Genomic DNA, 15,205 nt, shown 5'->3' with positions numbered 1-15,205 from the left:
GCCGTGACGGTTGTAGTCTTCTGGCGCCAGGCTGGCGCTGGACAATCCGATATGTGAGTGATTCATGACTGATATTTTCAAATCCGGCCCGGATGATGTCGAGATCGTAGAGCGAGAGCAATGCTTCAGCGGTTTCTATCGTCTGGACCGCCTCCAGTTGCGTCATCGCCTGTTCAATGGCGACATGGGGCGGCAACTGGAGCGTGAGCTGTTCGTTCGTCACGATGCGGTCTGCGTGCTGCCGTACGATCCTCGTCGCGACGAGGTCGTGCTGATCGAGCAGTTCCGGGTCGGAGCGGTGGGCAAGGTCGATAACCCTTGGTTGATCGAGCTGGTCGCGGGACTGATCGACAAGGACGAGCAGCCTGAAGAGGTGGCGCGTCGCGAAGCGATGGAAGAGGCGGGGTTGGAAGTGGCTGATTTGTGGCCGGTGACCACCTACTTCCCGTCGCCTGGTGGCAGCACTGAGCGAGTGCACCTTTATTTGGGGCGTTGTGACAGTTCCAATGCCGGTGGGGTGTTCGGCCTGGATGAGGAAGGTGAGGATATCCGTGTGCATGTTTGGTCGTTGCAGCGTGCATTGCAGGCCGTACGCGATGGCGGTATCGACAACGCCGCGAGCATCATTGCATTGCAGTGGCTGGCCCTGAATCGCGATGAAGTCAGGGAGGCGTGGGCATGAGACGAACACCTGAACGCTACCGTGTCGACCTGTTGGAATTGCAATCGGCCTGCGAGGCGAACTACCTGCGGCTGATGCGGCTGCTGCCCGATATGCGCATCCAGCCTGACGTTCGCCGTATCGCCATGAGCCAGGGCGACCGGCTATTGGGCGTACTGGCATTGAAGGTAGTGGAAAGCTGCCCCTATACCACGACCGTGCAGATCAGCCAGCAGGATTGCCTGCCCTGGCTGCCGGTGCCACAGATGGAGGTGCGGGTCTACCACGATGCGCGCATGGCTGAAGTCATTCGCGCCGAGAATGCTCGACGGTTCCGGGGCATCTACAGCTATCCCAACGCGCAGATGCACCAGCCCGACGAGAAAAATCAGCTCAACCTATTCCTCGGCGAATGGCTTGGCCACTGCCTGGCTTGCGGTCATGAGCTCGAGCCCGTGCTTTAAAAGCAGCCATAAGCTTCAAGGAAAAGCAGGAAAGCTTGACAGCCCTTCGGCGCCAGCCCGGACTGATTCGCTTGCAGCTTGCAGCTTGCAGCTTGCAGCTTGCAGCTGATCTGTGATGCATGCCCGCATCGCGCGGTTTACCCCCGCAACCGCCAGCCACCATAATTCTGTTGCGATTTCGCCAAAGGAGACGGGTCTTGGCTGCGCCCCTCATTGAAAAAGACTCGGTGCTGCTGGTGCAGCTGACCGACAGTCATCTGTTCGCCGAGGCGGGCGGCAAACTGCTAGGCATGGATACGGGCGAAAGTCTGCAGCGCGTGGTCGATCGGGTGCTTGCCGAGCAGCCTTGCGTTGACCTGATTCTGGCCACTGGCGATCTATCCCAGGATGGCTCGCTTGCGTCCTACCAGCGTTTTCGTCAGCTGTCCGAGCGTATCGATGCACCGGCACGCTGGTGTCCGGGCAATCATGACGAGCTGCCGGCCATGCGGGAGGCCGCTCGCGGCAGCGAAATGATGGAGCCAGTGCTGGATATCGGTGCGTGGCGGGTCATCATGCTCGATACGCTGGTACCGGGTTCGGTGTTCGGCATGCTTCACGATGATCAGCTGGAATTGCTCGAACGGACCCTGCGGGACGCACCGAAGCGTCATCATCTGGTCTGTCTGCATCATCACCCGGTCACCATCGGTAGCCGCTGGATGGACAGTATCGGGCTGCGCAACCGCGACGCGCTGTTCGCAGTGCTCGACCGCTTCCCTTGTGTTCAGGCCGTGCTTTGGGGGCACATTCACCAGGAATTCGACGACCAGCGCGGCGACATCAGGCTCCTGGCAACGCCGTCGACGGGCGTGCAGTTCGCTCCGGGCAGCGAGGAATTCCAGGTCGATACGCTGGCGCCGGGCTATCGCTGGTTGCGTCTCTATGACGACGGACGTCTGGAAACAGGCGTCTCTCGAGTGGTCGGCATGACCTTCAAGGTAGATCACAGCATCAAAGGTTATTGAATCAGCTACAAGCTGCAAGCCAAAGCTACAAGCAGGGACGAATAGAAAGCTTCGGCACCAGCCCACACACTGATTCGCTTGCAGCTTGCAGCTTGCAGCTTGCAGCTTGCAGCTTGCAGCTTGCAGCTTGCAGCTTGCGCGCCTCGCCTAGTAGCCTTTCCGTCTTTTGCCAGCTCAGCGAACCAGTATGATCCGCACGCAACCCGCCATCCTCTATATGCACGGCCTCAACAGCTCCCCGCTGTCGCAAAAGGCCAGCCAATTATCCGTTGCGCTGCAGCGCATTGGTATGAGTGCTTGGCTGCGAGTGCCGGCGTTGCATCATCATCCGCGCCAGGCCATTGCCCAGCTCGAATCGGCAATCGCCGAGCTGGGACGTCCCGTGCTGGTCGGCAGCTCCCTCGGCGGATACTATGCAACGCACCTCGCCGAGCGCCACGGGCTCAAGGCGCTGCTGATCAATCCGGCCGTGACGCCGCACCGTCGCTTCGATGGTTACCTCGGGCCGCAGACCAACCTCTACACGGGCGAAGTCTGGGATCTGACCGAAGATCATGTCGTTGCCCTGACCGAGCTGGAAGTGGCGCCGCCGCGGGATGCCGATCGCTATCAGGTCTGGCTGCAGACGGGCGATGAAACGCTGGATTACCGCCACGCGGCGGATTTCTACAAGGGATGCGCGTTACGCATCCAGGCCGGCGGCGATCACGGTTTCCAGGGGTTCGCTGAGCGAATCCCCGCGTTGCTGGCCTTCGCCGGCTTCGATCCGGGCATCTTTGCAGAGCTCGATTTCTCCGAATCATAAGGACATCAAGAGACGCACATGTCTTATACCGCCGAAGCCATTGAAGTCCTCTCCGGCCTGGATCCGGTGCGCAAGCGTCCGGGCATGTACACCGACACCTCGCGGCCCAATCACCTAGCTCAGGAAGTCATCGACAACAGCGTCGACGAAGCGCTGGCGGGCCACGCCAGCTCCGTGCAGGTGATCCTGCACCAAGACAATTCTCTTCAAGTGATAGACGACGGTCGCGGCATGCCGGTGGATATCCATCCCGAAGAGGGTGTCTCGGGCGTCGAGCTGATCCTGACCAAGCTGCATGCCGGCGGCAAATTTTCGAACAAGAACTACCAGTTCTCCGGCGGCCTGCATGGGGTGGGTATTTCCGTGGTCAACGCGTTGTCGACGCGGGTAGAAGTAACGGTCAAGCGCGACGGCAATGAATACCGTATGGCCTTCGCCGACGGTTTCAAAGCCAGCGAACTGGATGTCATCGGTACGGTTGGTAAGCGCAACACCGGCACCAGCGTGCATTTTTGGGCGGACCCGAAATATTTTGATTCTGCGAAGTTTTCGATCAGCCGGCTCAAGCACGTGCTCAAAGCGAAAGCGGTGCTTTGTCCTGGGCTGAATGTCAGCTTCGAGGATAAGAACACCGGGGAGAAAGTTGTATGGCATTACGAGGATGGGCTGCGCTCGTATCTGACCGATGCGGTTAGCGAGTTCGCCCGTCTGCCTGATGAGCCTTTTTGCGGCAGTCTGGCCGGTAACAAGGAAGCGGTCGATTGGGCGCTGTTGTGGTTGCCGGAAGGTGGCGACAGCGTCCAGGAAAGCTACGTCAACCTGATCCCGACGGCGCAGGGCGGCACTCACGTCAATGGTCTGCGCCAAGGGCTGCTGGACGCCATGCGCGAGTTCTGCGAGTTCCGCAATCTGCTGCCGCGCGGCGTCAAACTGGCGCCGGAAGACGTCTGGGAGCGGATTGCCTTCGTCCTCTCGACGAAAATGCAGGAACCGCAGTTTTCCGGTCAGACCAAGGAGCGCCTGTCTTCCCGCGAAGCGGCGGCATTCGTTTCCGGCGTGGTCAAGGATGCCTTCAGTCTGTGGCTCAACGCTCATCCCGAACTGGGCCTGCAGCTGGCCGAACTGGCCATCAGCAACGCCGGTCGCCGACTCAAGGCCAGCAAAAAGGTCGAACGCAAGCGCATTACTCAGGGGCCGGCGCTGCCTGGCAAATTGGCCGACTGCGCTGGGCAGGACCCGGCGCGCTCCGAGCTGTTTCTGGTCGAGGGTGATTCGGCTGGCGGCTCCGCCAAGCAGGCGCGAGACAAGGAGTTTCAGGCGATCCTGCCGTTGCGCGGCAAGATCCTCAATACCTGGGAGGTGGACGGCGGCGAGGTGCTGGCTAGCCAGGAAGTGCACCACATTGCTGTGGCCATCGGACTGGATCCGGGTTCGTCCGACTTGTCGCAACTGCGTTACGGCAAGATCTGCATCCTGGCCGACGCCGACTCGGACGGCCTGCACATCGCCACGTTGCTCTGCGCGCTGTTCGTTCAGCATTTCCGCCCATTGGTAGAGGCCGGCCACGTTTATGTCGCCATGCCGCCGCTTTACCGCATCGATCTGGGCAAGGATATTTTCTATGCCCTGGACGAGGCCGAGCGCGATGGCATCCTCGACCGTCTGACGGCAGAGAAGCGCCGCGGCAAGCCACAGGTCACCCGCTTCAAGGGCCTCGGCGAAATGAATCCACCGCAGCTGCGCGAAACCACCATGGACCCGAACACGCGCCGGCTGGTGCAGCTGACGCTCGATGATTTCAACGGTACCCGTGAAATGATGGACATGCTGTTGGCCAAGAAGCGCGCGGGCGATCGCAAGAGCTGGCTCGAATCTAAGGGCAACCTCGCCGAGGTGCTGATTTGAACAAGCGCTGGATCGCTCTGTTGTTTGCGCTGACGACGCCAGCCTGGGCCGTCGCCGCCGCTCCCGAACTGTCGCTGATCAGCGAGCACCCTGTCGAAGGGATCGCTCAAGGCAACTTGTCCGGGCTGGCCTGGTGCGGCGATGGGCTGTGGGCGGTATCGGACCGTGAGGACGACGTCCTGTATCGCCTCGATGCCAGCGATACCGTCTGGCGGGCGGAAGCCGAGCGCTTTGAGTTGCCGCCCGTGCCGAATACCGGTTTGTCATGGGGGGTGCGCATGCGTGCCGCCGTTACCGGCCTGTTGCGCGGTGGCGAAATGGATTTTGAGGGCCTGAGTTGCGACCGTCTGGGCAACCGCTATCTGGTTAGCGAAGCGCACGCCGCTGTGCTGCGTGTCAGTCCGGCAGGCACGGCCGAGTGGCTTAACCTGCCCGCCGGTGTCGTTCGTCAGGCGCGCGCGAGTGGAATGCTGCTCCAATTCAACGCCATGTTCGAGGGTGTCGCTGTCGATCCGGATGCCAATCGCCTGTGGCTGGCGGCCGAGCACAGTCGCCGTGGCCTGCTGGTGATGCATCGCAAGCAGAGCGTCTGGGAGTGTACCGGCGGCTGCGTATTGCTGGCCGAAGGAGGGCGCGAGTCACCGCCAGCGGCGAAGAACGAAACCGATCAGCCACGAAGATTCTCCGGCCTCGCGTTCCACGCGGACAAGTTGTTCACCCTGGAACCTGTCCCCCACCAGATCTGTCGGCGTAAGCCGGCAACCGGCCATAGCGAGGCGTGTTGGTCCTATGCCGCTACGGCGTTGGCAGACTCCCGTCGCTACAACACACCGTTCGGCAATGCCGAGGCCCTGTCGATAGATGCCGAAGGCGCCTGGATCGGTGTCGACAATAATCAGCTCACGCGCGCCGATGGAGAAAAGCGTCCCATCGTCTGGCGCTTCGCCGCGCCCAAAGGCGGCTGGGGTGTCAAGCAGTGACACAGCCTGCCGGTCGTCGCGCCGGCCGCGTCATGCTGGTCCTGGCGTGGGGTGCGGCTCTGTTGCTGGCCACTCGTTTTTTTGCCGACTGGGAACAAAGTCGCTTCAACCCCAACCGCGAGCCTGTTTCCGTCGTGCAGGGCGGCCAGATCGAGGTTCACTTGGAGAGCAATATCCAGGGCCACTTCGTCGCTGATGGGCTGATCAATGGCGAGCCGGTTACCTTCCTGCTGGATACCGGCGCCACCGACGTTGCCATACCGGCAGAACTGGCCGAAGCGTTGGATCTCGCGCGCGGCGCGCCGGTGCGGTTGCAGACAGCCAACGGTCAAACCACTGGCTATCGCACGGTGCTCGACAGCCTTGCACTTGGCGATATCGTTCTGAAGGACGTGCGTGCGCTCATCGCGCCAGGCTTCGGCGGCGAGCAGGTGCTGCTCGGCATGAGCGCCTTGAAACAACTCGAATTCACCCAGCGCGCCGGCACTCTGGTGCTGCGCCAACACGCCACGGATCGACCATGAGCCCACTCATACAGGCGATAGTACCGGTACTGGCCTCGCTGGACCTAGATGAAAGCCGGGCCTTCTACAGCTCCTTCCTGGGCTTTCGCACGCTGCTGCAAGCCGCTGATTACCTGATTCTGGAACGCGACGGGTCCGAACTGCACTTCTGGCTCTGCGCCGAGCGGCACCTGGCGGAAAATACCTCCTGCTACGTGCGTACCGGCGATTGCCAGGCGTTGTATGAAGAGTTCAGCCAGCGCGGCCTGGCCTTGAAGGCCCCGGTGCTGCGGCCCTGGGGCATGAAAGAACTGTACGTTATCGACATCCACGGCAACCTGCTCAAGTTCGGCGAGACAGCCGTGAGTCATCCAACTTTTTCTGAAGAAAACTGCTGATGAGCGAAACTATCGACCTGAGCCTGGATGGCGTGGAGCGGCGCTCCCTCGCCGATTTTACCGAGCAGGCCTACCTCAACTACTCCATGTACGTGATCATGGATCGCGCGCTGCCGCATATCGGCGATGGCTTGAAGCCGGTGCAGCGGCGCATCGTCTATGCCATGAGCGAGCTGGGACTGAACGCCGATTCGAAACACAAGAAGTCGGCGCGTACCGTCGGCGACGTACTCGGTAAGTTCCACCCCCATGGGGATTCGGCCTGCTACGAAGCCATGGTGCTGATGGCGCAGCCGTTCAGCTATCGCTACACGCTGGTCGATGGCCAGGGCAACTGGGGTGCGCCCGACGATCCGAAGTCGTTCGCCGCCATGCGCTACACCGAGGCACGCTTGTCGCGCTATTCCGAGGTGCTGTTGTCCGAGCTTGGGCAGGGCACCGTCGACTGGGTGCCGAACTTCGACGGCACACTCGACGAGCCGGCGACCCTGCCGGCGCGCCTGCCCAACCTGCTGCTCAATGGCACGACGGGCATCGCAGTGGGCATGGCCACCGACGTGCCGCCGCACAATCTGCGCGAAGTCGCCGCGGCCTGTGTGCGCTTGCTCGACGAGCCCGGCGCGACTGTCGAGCAGCTCTGCGAACACGTTCAGGGACCGGATTATCCGACCGAGGCGGAAATCGTCACGCCGCGTGCGGACCTGTTGAAGATCTACGAAACCGGGCGCGGTTCGGTGCGCATGCGCGCCGTGTACCGGGTCGAGGATGGCGATATCGTCGTCACCTCGTTGCCGCATCAGGTCTCCGGCGCCAAGGTGCTGGAACAGATCGCCACCCAGATGCAGGCCAAGAAGCTGCCCATGGTCGCCGATCTGCGTGACGAATCGGATCACGAGAACCCGTGCCGGATCGTCATCATCCCGCGCTCCAACCGGGTCGATGCCGATGAACTGATGCAGCACCTGTTCGCTACTACCGAGCTGGAGTCCAGCTACCGGGTCAACACCAATGTCATCGGTCTTGATGGCCGGCCACAGGTGAAAAACCTCAAGACGCTGCTGTCAGAGTGGCTGACTTACCGCATCGGCACCGTTCGCCGCCGTCTGCAGTTCCGGCTGGACAAGGTCGAAAAACGCCTGCACCTGTTGGAAGGCTTGCTGGTTGCTTTCCTCAACCTCGACGAGGTGATTCACATCATCCGCACCGAGGATCAGCCCAAGCCGGTGCTGATGGCGCGTTTCGAACTGTCCGACCTACAAGCCGACTACATCCTCGACACTCGCCTGCGGCAGTTGGCGCGGTTGGAAGAGATGAAGATCCGCGGCGAGCAGGACGAACTGGCCAAGGAGCGCGACAAGCTGATGGCGCTGCTCGGCAGTGAGACCAAGCTGAAAAAGCTGGTTCGCAAGGAGCTTTTGGAAGACGCCGAAACCTACGGCGACGACCGCCGTTCGCCAATCGTGGCGCGGGCCGAGGCCAAGGCGTTGTCGGAAAACGAACTGCTGCCGTCCGAGCCGATCACCGTGGTGATTTCCGAGAAGGGCTGGGCGCGTTGCGCCAAGGGCCACGATATCGATGCGACAGGGCTGTCCTACAAAGCCGGCGATGGTTTCAGGGCGTCCTCCGTTGGTCGCTCCAATCAATATGCTGTGTTCATCGACTCCACCGGCCGTAGCTATTCGCTGGCAGCGCACTCGCTGCCGTCTGCGCGCGGTCAGGGCGAGCCACTCACCGGGCGGCTGACGCCGCCGCCGGGCGCCAGTTTCGAATGCGTGCTGTTGCCCGATGACGAGGCGTTGTACGTGATCGCGTCGGATGCCGGTTACGGCTTCGTGGTCAAGGGCGAGGATCTGCAGGCCAAGAACAAGGCGGGCAAAGCGCTGCTGTCCTTACCGGCAGGCGCACGCGTAGTCGCGCCGCGCCCGCTGAAGAGCAGGGATCAGGATTGGCTGGCGGCCGTCACCACCGAAGGACGGCTGCTGGTGTTTCCGGTCCGCGACCTTCCGCAATTGGGCAAGGGCAAAGGCAACAAGATCATCAGCATCCCTGGCGATCGTGTTGCAAGTCGTGACGAGTACCTGACCGACCTTGCCGTGCTGCCCGAGGGGGCGACCCTGATATTGCTGGCCGGCAAGCGCACTCTGTCGCTCAGGGCTGATGACATCGAGCATTACAAGGGCGAACGCGGGCGGCGTGGAAACAAGCTGCCGCGCGGCTTCCAGCGTGTTGACTCGCTGCTGGTCGAGGTGTGACGGGGTCAGCAGCGCTAGAGGCTGGCTTCCGCTGGCTGTTTAACGGAAGATAGCGGCCTCCAAAATTCATCCTTCTCGATGCACTGCAATCGTCGGTCGCATCGAGAGCCGAAAAGACAATCGGCACTGTGGGCCAACCATTGACGGCAGATGTGTGCTGGCGGGCGGGCCCGGTGCAAAGAAAGAGACGAACGTGCGGCGTTTCATAACTGTATTGCTGCTGGCCGGCGCCAGCCTCACTGGCTGCGTCACTCAACCTGTACCCATGTACCGCCTGGATAACGGAGTCGTCGAACTGCCGACAAAGGACGATGGCGCTGCGGTGATGCTAGGTCCGGTTGTGTTGGCAGATTACCTGCAGCGCGATGTGCTGTTGCAGCGTTTGCCCGACGGCAGTCTGGCCACCGAAGGGCAGCAGGCGCGTTGGGCCGGTAGCCTGCAGGACGATATCGATCAGCTGCTGTTGCGCCAGCTGGCCTCGCAGCTGAAAACCCAGCGTTTGGAGCTGAGCCCGGGTAGCAAGGGCTTCGCGCCGGATGTGCAGGTTGGAGTGGAAATCACGCGGCTGGATTCCGGCCCAGAGCATCCTGCCGTGCTGGAGGCTCAGTGGCGTCTACTGGACAAGCAGGGCAGGCGGCAATCCAGTCGTCTGGTGCGGCTACAGGAAGAGCACCAGGGCAGCACGATCGACCAGGTGCGCGCCCAAAGCCTCCTCTTGCAGCGGCTGAGCGAAATGATGGCGAGCGCTATCGAGCCGGTAGTTGTCGCCCAAACGCGTGTGAGGCGTCAAATCAAAGCGCCGAGCAAGGCCGAGCCCGCGCCACCGACAATCCCTGCGGCCGAGCCGATCAGGACCGATTTGGAAGTATTTCGCTTCTAGTTATTCAAGTCAGTCGTGTAGACCAAAGGCCGAGCTTGCTCGGCCTTGATGAATCGATGGCCGAATGAATTCGGCCCTACGGGATCGGTCGTTGTGAGGTTGTCCGTCGGACGATCTGCAACTGTTCGTAGGGCCGAACTTGTTCGGCCTTGAAGGGCCGCGCCCGTCCTACCAGTACCCGTGATTTCAGCTACCGCGATTGCGCAACTCGTGCATGCGCGCGAGCTGACGCTCGAGCAGGGAGGGATAGGGTTCGAGCAGGCGCTCGACGCAGCAGGCGCCCTCTGGGCTGGCGATCGGGCGGATGCGTGCGCGTTGCCGGATCAGGTTGTCTTCACCGATACCGCGCTCGACCAGCAGCAGGTTACGGCTGTGCTGCGACATGGCCAGCGCTGCTTGTGCCGGCTCGCTGAGCAGCAAGTCGCCCTGGCTGAGGTCGTAGAGCCCTTCGCCTTGGGTCAGGCCCAGTTGCAATTGCAGTGTGATGCCGCTGTCGGCGACTTCGATCTGCAAGGCATGCCCAAGCGCGCGCATCAGCTCGCCGCAGCACAGCGCGTGGGTCAGGTAGTTCTGTTCGTCGTCCTGACTATGGAACAACATCAGGCTGCTGCCATCGTTGAGCGTGTGCAGCTCGGCCTGGTAAAGGGTCGCGGCCTGTTGCAGGCAGTCCCGGTAGCGTTGCAGTAACTCGGTAAGCCGTGCGCGCGGCAGGCGGCGAAGTTGCTCCTGAGCGCCGAGCTGAATCGCCAGCACGCCGCTTTTGGCCGCTGCGACTGGCGCTGCGGGTAATGCTGTTGCAGGTGCGCGAGTCGGCGTAGATGCCGCTTCTGGCTTGGTTTCTTTCAGCGGCGGGTCGTCATGGAGGGGGTCGAAGTCATCGGATTCGATAGGCGCGTCTGGCCGGTAGTCGTCGGCGCGCGGGTAGTCATGTTCATTTTCGAGACGATCATCCTCGAGATGCTCGTGGTCGGCATCAACGATCATCACCGGCAGGTCGATATGCGCCGAGTAGATATCCTGCATGCTGTCGTCCAGCTCGATCTCCGGCTCGGGCTCTTCCGGCACCAGGCGGGCCTGCAGTTGCCGCGCGAGATCACCGATCTCATCCTGCCGGCCCGCACCGGGAACGGGATCGTCCGGATCGCGCAGCCATAGGCGCAGCTGCATCAGAGGCAGCGAGAGTTGCCGGCCCAGGCGCATGCTGAGCATCAGGGTCAGCGCCAGCAGGATCATGCTGAGCAGGCCCATGCTCTGCAGGCTGATGGTCATCGGTTGCTGAAGCTGGCGCATGTCGAGGCTGATGCGCAGATGCCCGGCGATCACTTCCTGGAAGCTGATGGGGGTGGAATAGAGGCCTTCCTCATCGCCCAACAGGTTTCGCGGCGGGCGTGTGCCAGACTCCGCCAATATGCGGTTGTCGACGCTGTAAACCGCCGCGTGCGCCACCAGGGGGTTTTTCACCAAGTTACTCAGCAGCACGTTGAGGCTGAGGATGTCATTGGCCACCAGCAGATCGGTCGCCGAGGCGGCTGTCTGGGTGATCAGGCTCTGACCCAGCGCATCGGTATGCTGCTCCATGGCGTGCTTGAACTGCATGCCCATGACCCAGGCATAGATGATCAGCGCCAGGGTGAGCAGCAGCAGCGTGTGGCTGACCACTCGCAGCACCAGCGGAACACGCCGCTGGCGCAAAGCGCGGTAGATCAGCAAAAAGAAATTGTCGGGTTTGACTGATGCGGGCCGGTTCACAGAGCGCGGCTCTACTCTTGAGGAAAGTGCCGCGCAGTATACGGAAAGCGCACTGGCGGCTGAAGGTCCCTCGGCCAAAGCAGACGAATTGCAGGATGCCGGCGTCGACTCGTAGGAGATGGCAGTCCAGCGCGGCGCGCTGCGGTGGGCCGGCTGTTGTAGAATGCCGGCCTTCTTTGCCATAGGAGTTGAGCCTTGCGCGAAATCGTCCTGATCAACATCACCGGGGAAGACCGCCCCGGGCTGACCGCGGCCATTACCGGCGTGCTCGCCCAGGGGGGCGTGAATATCCTCGATATCGGTCAGGCCGTGATTCACGACACCCTGTCGTTCGGCATCCTGGTCGAGATCCCGGATACCGAGGGCGCTTCCTCGGTGCTCAAGGACGTGCTGTTCATGGGCTACAAGCATGATCAGCAGGTGCGCTTCACCCCGGTTGCTGAGGAGGACTACCAGCAATGGGTCGCCGGCCAGGGCAAGTCGCGGCACATCGTCACGCTGCTGACCCGCAAGGTCACCGCTGAACAATTGCAGCGAGTCAGCTCAATCACCGCCAAGTATGGCCTCAACATCGATCACATCGACCGTCTCTCCGGTCGCCAGCCATTGGATATGCCAGAGGAGCTTGGTAAGGGTTGCATCGAGTTCTCGGTGCGCGGTGAGCCCGCCGATACGGCAGCCCTGCGTGCGGAGTTTCTTAGCGTGGCGCAGGAGCTGAACGTCGATATCGCCTTTCAGCGCGACTCGGTGTTCCGACGCAATCGCCGGCTGGCGGTGTTCGACATGGATTCGACGCTGATCGAGGCGGAAGTGATCGACGAACTGGCCAAGGTAGCCGGCGTCGGCGATCAAGTGGCGGAGATTACCGAGCGTGCGATGCGCGGCGAACTGGACTTCCGCGCCAGCTTCACGGAGCGCCTGGCGCTACTCGAGGGTCTGGAAGAGCGCGCGCTGGCTGAGGTCGGTGCTAGCTTGCGGCTTACCGAGGGCGCCGAACTGCTGTTTGCCGAGCTGAAGCGGCTGGGCTACAAGACCGCGATCCTGTCCGGTGGCTTCACCTATTTTGCGCGCCAGCTGCAAGCTAAGCTTGGCATCGACTACGTGTACGCCAACGAACTCGAGATCGTCGATGGCAAACTTACTGGCATCGCCCAGGAGCCCATCGTCGATGCTCAGCGCAAGGCCGATCTGCTTCGTGAACTGGCCGAGCGGGAAGGCTTGCGCCTGGAACAGACCATCGCCGTGGGCGACGGCGCCAACGATCTACCCATGCTCGGATTAGCCGGGCTGGGTGTGGCGTTCCGGGCAAAACCCTTGGTCAAGCAGTCGGCCAAGCAGGCGATTTCTACCCTGGGGCTGGACGGGATTCTTTACCTGCTGGGGTTCAGGGATCGGGAAGGGACGGAGTAAAGGCAGCTGGAAGCCAGAAGCCAGGATAGGTAGTTGGGCGGCTTGACTGATTACTGACAGGCCGCAAGCTGACCAGCTTCCAGCTATTCGTCGTCCGAAGAGAAATCGTAGTCCATCGACTGGCTCGGGCCTTGCAAATACTGCCCTTGAATGTAGCCGACACCGGCTTGCCACAGCGTGGCCAACACGGTGGCGCTGTCGACGAAGGGGACAACGGTCTGTTTTTTCTGTTCGTGAAGGTCGGCCAGCAGCTGCTTGAGTGCTTCCTGGTTTTCCTGGCGGCTCAGGTCCTGCGTGTAGGAGCCGTCGATCTTCACGAACTCGACATCGAGGTGCTTGAGCGTGTTGAACGGATTCAGCACGCAGCCGAACTGATTCAGGGCGATGCGACAGCCCAGTCCGGTCAGCCCCTGGTTGAGCGCCTTTGCCTGCTTCAGATAGGCGACAGCGTCGTTTTCATCGAGCTGGAACACCAGCGAATCAGGTGGTAGACGCGACGCCTTGAGCGCAACCCCGAGCCAGCTGAGTAATGACGGATCCTGCAAGCTGGCGCTCGACAGGTGGACGAACAGTCGTGTGCTGTGGCCTTTGCTGCGGTGCTCGGCGAGCAGCTTGATCGAGTTGAGCAGTACCCAGCGGTCGATCCGAGTAGCCAGTCCTGCCTCTTTCGCGGCGCCGAGGAAGTCCGCCGGCGGTACTTCCACACCTTGCGGGTCGAGCAGGCGCAGCAGGACTTCGTAATGCTCGTGGCTGTCACCACGCAGGCTGATGATCGGTTGAAATAACAGACGGAAGCTGTTCTTTTCGAGCGCCTGCTGCAGCATCGCCAGGACGTTGCCGCGGCTGGCGGCGGCGGCCAGCTCGTCGGCCGGATTGTAGATGCTCAGCGCATTGCCATCGGTGAGTTCTTCGGCACAGCGGTGGGCACGGTCGATCACGTCGCGAGCCTTGGCTGTCTGTTCATCGAGCGCGGCGGCACCGATGCTGAGGCTGGTCTGCACGGTGCGACCGCCGATTTCGAAGAGATGGCCCTCGACCTTGCGCAGCAATTTAGTCAGCGGTTGCTCGAGTTGCTGCGGCGTAGTCTCGGGTGCCAGCACCGCAAACGCATCGTCACCGAAGCGAGCCAGCTCGGCCGTCTCTTTGAATTGCTCACGCAACAGCTGGGCCAACTCGGCCAGTAGACGGTCCGAGTCGCCCAGGCCGATCTCGGCTTGCAGACTGGCGAAGCGGTCGACGCGGATGTAGGCGAGGCTCGAACGCTGGCCGGCATTTACCGCGCGCTCGATAGCGGCATCCAGCGATCCGAGGAAATGGTTGCGGTTGTACAGTCCCGTCACCAGATCCTGGCTGCTGATCTCGCGCAGTTTTTCCAGCTCGGCATTGTCGCCTTCTGCACGGATGACCACCTGTATGCACGGTTCGCCGTCGTAGCTGGCCGGTGAAAAATGCATGCGCGCCTTGAAGTTGCCGCCATCGGCGCGAATGCCGCCACACACCAGTTCGGCGCTGCCTTGCAGGCTTTGATAGTTCTTCAGAAAGCCTTTGAATTCTCCCTGATCGCAGGAAGCGATCAGGTCGATCATCGGCGTGCCTTCGAGTTCGTCCACATCTTCGTAGCCGAACAGGTCGAGGTAGGCTCGGTTGGCGTAGATATGCATGCCGTCGTGGACGTAGGCGATGGCGTCCACCGAGCTGTCGAGCAACAGCTGGCAGCGCTTCTCGGCTTCACGCAGTGCCAGCTCCGCGGAGCGGCGTGCGCGGCGTTCTTCGAGGTTTGCCAGTTCACGTTTGGCGATCAGGATCAGCCACTCGTCCTCACCCTGAGGCAGTGCGCCTTGCGCACCCAGCGCGAGGGCTTCGGTGATCGCGTCGGCATCGTTACCGTCGATCAGCTGGATGATCGGGATGTCCTTGGCTTGCTTGCGGATGGCGCCTATGGCTTCAGCGGGGTCGAGGTTGACGCTGGTGGGCGCGTTGATCAGTAGATCCCAGGTCTGCTGCAGCGCATCGGCAAGATCCTCACTCGATGTGAGACGGTGCACGCGTGTCGCCTGGCCCGCGTTGCGAAACAGGCTGACCAGTCGCTCGGCTTCATTCTGCGAGTCCTCGAGGATCAGCAGGCGGATGGTTTTCTTTTGCGGGGCCATGGCAGCAGCTTTGGAACGCGCCGTAGACGGGGCGTGGGGGC

The 15,205-nt window shown here is 61.8% G+C and carries 13 protein-coding genes; 11 read left to right on the top strand and 2 right to left on the bottom strand.

Annotated elements, in window-relative coordinates; genetic code table 11:
* The first annotated feature begins 64 nt into the window (after positions 1–64).
* From nudF to NA647_RS07535, 10 genes are all read left to right on the top strand, one after another.
* On the top strand, positions 65–682 hold the full coding sequence (nudF, locus tag NA647_RS07580) for an ADP-ribose diphosphatase (RefSeq protein WP_256057124.1): 618 nt from the start codon (positions 65–67) through the stop codon (positions 680–682).
* A complete protein-coding gene (locus NA647_RS07575; RefSeq protein WP_256057123.1) occupies positions 679–1,125 on the top strand; it encodes a DUF1249 domain-containing protein in 447 nt (148 codons plus the stop codon). Before nudF ends, NA647_RS07575 begins: the two co-directional genes overlap by 4 nt.
* A 197-nt stretch (positions 1,126–1,322) precedes the next feature.
* Positions 1,323–2,132: a 3',5'-cyclic-AMP phosphodiesterase gene (cpdA, locus tag NA647_RS07570; RefSeq protein WP_256057122.1), complete on the top strand. Its 810-nt coding sequence runs from the start codon at positions 1,323–1,325 to the stop codon at positions 2,130–2,132.
* Positions 2,133–2,319: 187 nt separating this feature from the next.
* The gene (locus NA647_RS07565) at positions 2,320–2,937 is read left to right on the top strand and encodes a YqiA/YcfP family alpha/beta fold hydrolase (RefSeq protein ID WP_256057121.1); all 618 of its coding nucleotides are present in this window, start codon (positions 2,320–2,322) and stop codon (positions 2,935–2,937) included.
* Between the two features lie 18 nt (positions 2,938–2,955).
* Positions 2,956–4,842, top strand: a complete 1,887-nt coding sequence (parE, locus tag NA647_RS07560; protein ID WP_256057120.1) for a DNA topoisomerase IV subunit B — start codon at positions 2,956–2,958, stop codon at positions 4,840–4,842.
* Positions 4,839–5,822 (top strand): esterase-like activity of phytase family protein, encoded by a 984-nt coding sequence (locus NA647_RS07555; protein ID WP_256057119.1) that lies wholly within the window; start codon positions 4,839–4,841, stop codon positions 5,820–5,822. Before parE ends, NA647_RS07555 begins: the two co-directional genes overlap by 4 nt.
* A complete protein-coding gene (locus tag NA647_RS07550; protein ID WP_256057118.1) occupies positions 5,819–6,346 on the top strand; it encodes a retropepsin-like aspartic protease family protein in 528 nt (175 codons plus the stop codon). The genes NA647_RS07555 and NA647_RS07550 overlap by 4 nt, the downstream gene beginning before the upstream one ends.
* Positions 6,343–6,723 (top strand): bleomycin resistance protein, encoded by a 381-nt coding sequence (locus tag NA647_RS07545; RefSeq protein ID WP_256057117.1) that lies wholly within the window; start codon positions 6,343–6,345, stop codon positions 6,721–6,723. The genes NA647_RS07550 and NA647_RS07545 overlap by 4 nt, the downstream gene beginning before the upstream one ends.
* Positions 6,723–8,975, top strand: coding sequence for a DNA topoisomerase IV subunit A (gene parC, locus NA647_RS07540; protein WP_256057116.1), 2,253 nt, complete (start codon positions 6,723–6,725; stop codon positions 8,973–8,975). Before NA647_RS07545 ends, parC begins: the two co-directional genes overlap by 1 nt.
* Positions 8,976–9,168: 193 nt before the next feature.
* The gene (locus NA647_RS07535) at positions 9,169–9,855 is read left to right on the top strand and encodes a PqiC family protein (protein ID WP_256057115.1); all 687 of its coding nucleotides are present in this window, start codon (positions 9,169–9,171) and stop codon (positions 9,853–9,855) included.
* Positions 9,856–10,041: 186 nt separating this feature from the next.
* Here NA647_RS07535 and NA647_RS07530 read toward each other — a convergent pair whose 3' ends face one another.
* Positions 10,042–11,604, bottom strand: a complete 1,563-nt coding sequence (locus NA647_RS07530; RefSeq protein WP_256057114.1) for an AhpA/YtjB family protein — start codon at positions 11,602–11,604, stop codon at positions 10,042–10,044.
* Positions 11,605–11,799: 195 nt separating this feature from the next.
* Here NA647_RS07530 and serB point away from each other — a divergent pair, with 195 nt between their 5' ends.
* Positions 11,800–13,014: a phosphoserine phosphatase SerB gene (gene serB, locus NA647_RS07525; RefSeq protein ID WP_256057113.1), complete on the top strand. Its 1,215-nt coding sequence runs from the start codon at positions 11,800–11,802 to the stop codon at positions 13,012–13,014.
* Positions 13,015–13,097: 83 nt separating this feature from the next.
* Here the strand turns inward: serB and NA647_RS07520 are convergent, their stop codons facing one another.
* Positions 13,098–15,164: an EAL domain-containing response regulator gene (locus NA647_RS07520; RefSeq protein WP_256057112.1), complete on the bottom strand. Its 2,067-nt coding sequence runs from the start codon at positions 15,162–15,164 to the stop codon at positions 13,098–13,100.
* Between the last annotated feature and the right edge of the window lie 41 nt (positions 15,165–15,205).

The sequence above is a fragment of the Stutzerimonas stutzeri genome, assembly GCF_024448985.1.
GTDB classification, from domain to species: domain Bacteria; phylum Pseudomonadota; class Gammaproteobacteria; order Pseudomonadales; family Pseudomonadaceae; genus Stutzerimonas; species Stutzerimonas stutzeri_AP.
Note: the sequence above shows the minus strand (reverse complement) of the source record. Positions and strands in the feature narration are given on the sequence as shown.

Excerpts from the sequence above, each read along its gene's own strand:
- nudF (WP_256057124.1), top strand. The coding sequence starts at position 65 with ATGACTGATATTTTCAAATCCGGCCCGGATGATGTCGAGATCGTAGAG.
- NA647_RS07575 (WP_256057123.1), top strand. The coding sequence starts at position 679 with ATGAGACGAACACCTGAACGCTACCGTGTCGACCTGTTGGAATTGCAA.
- NA647_RS07565 (WP_256057121.1), top strand. The coding sequence starts at position 2,320 with ATGATCCGCACGCAACCCGCCATCCTCTATATGCACGGCCTCAACAGC.
- parE (WP_256057120.1), top strand. The coding sequence starts at position 2,956 with ATGTCTTATACCGCCGAAGCCATTGAAGTCCTCTCCGGCCTGGATCCG.
- NA647_RS07545 (WP_256057117.1), top strand. The coding sequence starts at position 6,343 with ATGAGCCCACTCATACAGGCGATAGTACCGGTACTGGCCTCGCTGGAC.
- parC (WP_256057116.1), top strand. The coding sequence starts at position 6,723 with ATGAGCGAAACTATCGACCTGAGCCTGGATGGCGTGGAGCGGCGCTCC.
- NA647_RS07520 (WP_256057112.1), bottom strand. The coding sequence starts at position 15,164 with ATGGCCCCGCAAAAGAAAACCATCCGCCTGCTGATCCTCGAGGACTCG.